This window comes from Candidatus Nealsonbacteria bacterium, from assembly GCA_019923605.1.
Lineage (GTDB): Bacteria > Patescibacteriota > Minisyncoccia > Minisyncoccales > CSSED10-335 > JAHXGM01.
In genome coordinates, this window is record JAHXGM010000001.1 from 70,076 (window position 1) to 76,075 (window position 6,000).

The 6,000-nt window shown below is 32.8% G+C and carries 4 protein-coding genes; all 4 read left to right on the forward strand.

Features of this window, described 5'->3' with window-relative positions; genetic code table 11:
- Positions 1 to 162 precede the first annotated feature (162 nt).
- Genes KY054_00480 through KY054_00495 form a run of 4 tightly spaced genes read left to right on the forward strand, consistent with a single transcriptional unit; the run spans position 163 to position 5,912 of the window.
- Positions 163 to 561 (forward strand): hypothetical protein, encoded by a 399-nt coding sequence (locus KY054_00480; protein MBZ1356235.1) that lies wholly within the window; start codon positions 163 to 165, stop codon positions 559 to 561.
- Between the two features lie 2 nt (positions 562 to 563).
- Complete coding sequence (locus KY054_00485) at positions 564 to 3,107, forward strand: ATP-dependent Clp protease ATP-binding subunit (protein ID MBZ1356236.1); 2,544 nt, start codon at positions 564 to 566, stop codon at positions 3,105 to 3,107.
- Between the two features lie 25 nt (positions 3,108 to 3,132).
- Positions 3,133 to 3,522, forward strand: coding sequence for a hypothetical protein (locus tag KY054_00490; protein MBZ1356237.1), 390 nt, complete (start codon positions 3,133 to 3,135; stop codon positions 3,520 to 3,522).
- A complete protein-coding gene (locus tag KY054_00495; GenBank protein MBZ1356238.1) occupies positions 3,519 to 5,912 on the forward strand; it encodes a type IV secretion system DNA-binding domain-containing protein in 2,394 nt (797 codons plus the stop codon). The genes KY054_00490 and KY054_00495 overlap by 4 nt, the downstream gene beginning before the upstream one ends.
- Positions 5,913 to 6,000 lie beyond the last annotated feature (88 nt).

A 6,000-nucleotide genomic window follows, 5' to 3' on the forward strand; every position in this document is an offset into this window, starting at 1 on the left:
CCCTATAATGTTCCAAGAACATTGGCGGGGTTATTTTTAATAAAAACATTTGATGCGTAACACCGACCTTTTCATTTGTAAGCGTTATTATAAGAAAAGATAAATTCTTGTCAATGGATTCTTTTTGTTTTTAAATTACTTTAAATATTGTATAATAATTTTATGAAAGAAGCTGTTCAAAAAAGGAATATATTATCCCTCTGGATAGAGTGGTATTTCATTGATATTCCCAAGGGAATTATAAGGGCTTGGATGAATTTCTTGCGTTTTAATATGTATTTTTTTTCTATTCCATTTCTTGTTAGAACACTTTTTTCTTATTGGCATAAGACGAGATGGCATTACGGAAGAGGATTTAGTTTTTGGAAATATTTTGAAGCCGCTATTTCTAATTTATTCTCTAGATCCATCGGTGCGATAGTTAGAATTTTTTTAATATTACTAGGATTAATTATTGAAGTGGTTTTATTTTTTTCTGGCCTCTTCTTTTTAATTTTATGGATAACCATCCCTTTCATTACGATAATTTTATTTATGATTGGAGTTAATTTAATTTTTTAAGAATGGAGCTGACTAAGAATAATTTTAATTTAAAGAAAGCGGCTATCTATAAAGCAATAAAGCTTGAAAAAAATCCAATCTTTGGAAAAGCAGATATTTTTAAAAGAATTTCTTTTTTTCTTTTTATTTTAACCTTTCTGGCTTTTATATTATCTGGCTCATCTGGATTTGAAATAGGGTATTCAGATACTTTTCTTTTGGGATTAATGTTTCTTTTTTTTAGTTCTTTGCTATTTTTTTGGCAGATTAAATTATTTTTTAAGAATAAAATTAAGTTTCCAAGAATTAAACAAGACATATCGCTAGTCCTGGATAATCAAGATAATATTAATTTGGCTGGATTCTTGGAACTTGAAGTGGCCAGGGCTGTCTATAAAGCTTTAAGAAAAGCAGGAAGAGGATCTTTAAAAACCTCTGATTTTATATATTTTCTTTTAAAGGATAATAAAGAACTTAATTTTATTTTCACAAGACTAGAGCTGAATATTAATGAAGTGAAATCATTGTTAAAATTATTTAATTTAGATGATAATTCAGGTGGTAAGTATTCATCGGACTTTGCAGCAATCATTGAAGATTCGATTAATGAGGCGATAAATAGGGGGGCCAAGAGAGTCGGTGTTCGAGATGTTATAGTTTCCTTATCCGATCATTGCATGGTAATGAGAGAGATATTTAAGGACAAGAATATAGAAAAAGAAGATCTTAGGAGTTTAACTATTTGGCTTTATGGAATAAAGGATAAAGTTGAATATGATTCTAAATTTTGGAAATGGAAAAATTTAGTTAAAAGAGGGTCATTAGCAAAAGATTGGGCATCAGGATACTCCTTAATGCTAGATCGTTTTTCAACTGATTGGACTAAAATATTTAAAAGACAGGGTTTTCCGGAAATCATTGGACATAGTGAGGAGATAAAGATTATGGAGCGGGAGTTATCTCGAGAAGAATTCAATAACGTTCTCCTAATTGGAGAAGGGGGAACCGGTCGTAAAAGTATGATCTTTGAATTAGCTAGGAAAAGTTTTTTTGGGGAAAGTCTTTCCGGGATAAATTATAAAAGAATAGTTGAGATTGAACTCCCGTCTTTACTTGCAGTCGTAGAAAGCGATAAAGAGGCAGAAACTGTTCTAGATTCAATTTTTAAAGAAGTTGTTTCTTCGGGAAATATAATCTTAGTTATTAGCGACATCCATAATTTTATAGGTGGTGATTCAAAGCTTGGAAGAATAGATATATCCGGACTTTTAGGATCATATTTATCTTCGGCTAATTTCCAAATTGTTGGGATTACTGATCCTGCAGGATATAGGAATAGTATAGAGAATAGTTCTTTGTCAATACTTTTTGAAAAAGTAGAAGTCTTAGAGATATCTAATGAAGATACTTTAAGAATTTTAAAGCGAATGACTTTGGGTCTTGAGAATAAGTATAATATTATCATTTCCTATCTTGCATTAAAAACAATAGTTGATTATTGCTCGAAGTATATGCCCTCTAAGCCATTTCCTAAAAAGGCAATGGATCTCCTTGGTGAGGCAGTAATATATTTGTCACAAAAAAAAGAAAAAGTTTTATTGCCAAAACATATTGCGTGGATAGTTTCCCAAAAGACTAATATACCAGTTGGTGAAATGAAAGAGAAAGAGAAAGAGATTTTAATGAATCTCGAGGATCTTATTCATCAAAAAATTATAAACCAGGAAGAGGCAGTTAACGAAATTGCTTCAGGGCTAAGAAGGTCTCGCGCAGAGATTAGTGGTAGAAAAAGACCCATGGGTAGCTTTCTTTTTCTTGGTCCTACCGGAGTGGGAAAAACTGAAACTGCAAAAGCTTTGGCCGAGGTTTATTTTGGATCTACTAAAAAAATGATTAGAATTGATATGTCGGAATTTCAAAGTTTATCCGATATTTCAAGATTAATCGGGTCCTTGGAGTATGAAGGAATACTTACTACTAAAATTAAGGAAGACCCATTTGCGCTAATATTGCTTGATGAAATAGAAAAAGCCCATCCCGATATATTAAATATATTCCTACAAATATTAGATGAAGGACATGTTACAGATGGTCTGGGCAGGAGAGTTGATTTTAAGAGTTCAATTATCATTGCAACTAGCAATGCCGGATCCAACATGATACTTGATAATATTAAAGCTAACCGTGACTGGAATGAGCTAAAGGAAGATCTACTAGATTATTTATTTAAAGAAGGAATGTTTCGTCCAGAATTTATAAATCGTTTTGATGCGGTTGTTCTCTTTAAGTCATTAACTAAGGGAAATCTTTTAGATATAGTCCAATTGTTATTAAAGGATATTTGTAAGAATCTTGAAGAAAAGAATATTGAATTTATTATAACCCAAGAATTAAAAGAAAAGATTGTTGAGCTTGGATATAATCCTTCTTTTGGGGCAAGAGAAATAAAAAGAGTGATTCAGGGAAAGGTGGAAAATCAATTAGCATCTGCTATAATATCTGGAGAATTAAAAAAAGGTAGCAGAGTGATAATTGATCCGGTTGATTTCAAAATTGAGATTCAATAATTTCTTAAATTAAAATAATAACTTTATGCCAGAAGAAAAATATTTTGAAAAATGGGAGAAAGAAAATAAAGATATTCAGCCCAGTCCTGTCGAAAAAGATGTTAAGCTTGAGCAAGAACCAAAAATTGAAGACTCTAAGGCAGGAGAAAGGATAAAAGAACAGATGGCTGAATTACAAAAATCTGCTCCCAGCACCCCTGTTCATACAAGAGATGAATTTAAAGAGATTAAAATCCTTCCTTCAACCCAACAAGTCGGAGCCCTTCTTTCATTGGTCTTTAGGGATAATAAATTTGATCTAGCCCTTTCAATTGCAAAAGCTCTTGATAATCCAGCGGTAATGGATGAGTTTCATGATATTCTAATAGAAAGATACGAAGAATTAATAGAAAAAGGTATTTTAAAAAAGAAATGAATTTAACTGCTATTTATTTATACTCGGTTCCGTTTCTATTATTATTAATTTTTGGCTTTATTTTTTTAAATAAAAAGAAAGACGCTAAGATATTAAAGCAAGGAATGAATTTGGTTCTTTTATCAGTGTCCCTTCCCAGAGAACAAGAAAAAGATGAAAAGATACCACTAGAAGACTATTTAAAGACAGCGGAAAATTTCTTTGGTTCCTTATATTCGTTTAAAGACAAATTCTTTATATTTGAAATATCAGTGCATAGAGTGGGGGAGGAAATATATTTTTATATTGCAGTTCCAAGAAATTTGTCTGAGTCAGTAGAAAAACAGGTATTAAGTTTTTGGCCCAAGGCCGAAGTGTCAGTTGTTTCAGATTATAATATTTTCAATCCTACCGGTGCTTCAGTCGGCAGCGAAGCATCTCTTGTAAGTCCGGATATTCTTCCACTAAAAAGCTATATAGAATTTAAGACTGACCCAATTTCATCACTAACCAATGCATTAACCAAGCTTCAAAAAGATGAAGAGGGGGCCTCAATACAAATTCTTTTTGCACCCAGTAAAAAGAAAATATCTTCAAAAAGCAGAAAAATGGTAAATCTTTTACTGAAGGGTGAGGATTTTGGTTACTCCTTATCAGAAGCTAGAAAAGGATTTATACTAGAACTTCTCACGACAGCGTCCAAGGGAAAAGATAAAGAAAAGGAAGAAAAAAAAGAGGTTAGTCAACACCAGCAACAGTTGGCCAATCTTATTGCTGAGAAATCATCTAAGAGGTTATTTGATGTTAATATCAGGCTTTTGGCATCAGCTAAAACTAAAGAAAGGGCGGAGGCTATACTTTCTCAAATTGAAGTCTCTTTTGAACAATTTAATTCGCCTGATTTGAATCAAATAAAATTTAAAAGGCTTTCTCGAGGCAGGCTTAAGAATCTTTTTTATTTATTCTCTTTTCGTCTTATAAGCAATACGAGGAAAATGGTTCTTTCATCGTCTGAAATGGCAGGAATATTCCATTTTCCTTCTTCAGGTCTTGCTACGCCGTCTGTTAAATGGGTTAAGTCAAAACAAGCACCACCACCATCCAATTTACCAGATGAAGGGTTAGTACTAGGAAAAAGCTCTTTTAGGGGTGAGGAAAAAACAGTTCGAATGAAGGATGAAGACAGGCGTCGACATTTTTATATAATTGGTCAAACTGGAACCGGTAAATCTTGGTTTTTAAAAAATCTTATTCAGCAAGATATTAGAAACGGGAAGGGAATAGCTCTAATAGATCCTCATGGTGATTTAGCCGAGGATGTTTTAAGTTATATTCCACCGGAACGAGTTGAGGATGTTATATATTTTGATCCATCAGATACAGGGAACCCGATTGGTCTAAATATGCTAGAGTATGACCCAGCTTTTCCTGAATCAAAAACTTTTGTAGTTAATGAATTAATGGATATCTTTGATCGCCTTTATAATTTAAAGGCACAAGGGTTTGGAGGACCTATTTTTGAGCAATACATGAGAAACTCTCTTTTGCTTATCATGGAGGATACTGATTCGGGCAGTACATTGGTAGAGATACCAAGGGTTTTAGCCGATACCAATTTCAGAAAGCATAAATTATCTAAGTGTCAGAATCAAATTGTTAAAAATTTCTGGGAACTTGAAGCCGAAAAGGCCGGTGGTGATGCAGCACTAGCTAATATGGTTCCTTACATCACCAGTAAGATGAATGTTTTTATTGCTAATGATATGGTTCGTCCGATTATTTCTCAACAAAAATCATCGCTTAACCTTAAGGATGTTATGAATGGGCGAAAGATATTAATTGCTAACCTTTCTAAAGGAAAGATGGGGGATATAAATAGTCATTTATTAGGAATGGTTCTTGTAGGTAAAATATTAGTTGCTGCTTTCTCAAGAGTTGATATGCCCGAAGAAGAGCGAAAAGATTTCTATCTTTATATCGATGAGTTTCAAAATTTTGCAACTAAAACCATGGCTTCGATTTTAGCCGAGGCTAGAAAATATAGATTAAACATGATTTTTGCTCATCAATATATTGGTCAAGTTGAGGAGGATATAAGGAATGCAGTTTTTGGAAATGTTGGCTCAATGATGTCATTTAGAATTGGCCCAGAAGATGCTAAATTTCTTGTTCCTTCATACGATCCAATCTTTGACGAAAGCGATTTATCTAATCTTGATAACTATAATGCTGCTTTAAGATTATTAATTGGTGGCACCGTAACAAGACCATTTAATATTAAGACAATTCCACCTGATAAAGGAGATGATCGAATAGCTAAATTAGCTAGAGATTTTTCCAGGATTAAATATGGAAGAAAGAGGAGCTCTGTGGAAAACGAGTTATTCGAAAGGCTTGGCAAATCATATTAGTATTGTATAATGAAAGGAAGGAAATAAAATTAAACTATATTTTATGGAAAAAGAACCAAATACAGACAAAGGGAAACCTTCAGGAATT

Coding starts and splice junctions, on each gene's coding strand:
- KY054_00490 (MBZ1356237.1), top strand. CDS start 3,133: ATGCCAGAAGAAAAATATTTTGAAAAATGGGAGAAAGAAAATAAAGAT.
- KY054_00495 (MBZ1356238.1), top strand. CDS start 3,519: ATGAATTTAACTGCTATTTATTTATACTCGGTTCCGTTTCTATTATTA.
- KY054_00480 (MBZ1356235.1), top strand. CDS start 163: ATGAAAGAAGCTGTTCAAAAAAGGAATATATTATCCCTCTGGATAGAG.
- KY054_00485 (MBZ1356236.1), top strand. CDS start 564: ATGGAGCTGACTAAGAATAATTTTAATTTAAAGAAAGCGGCTATCTAT.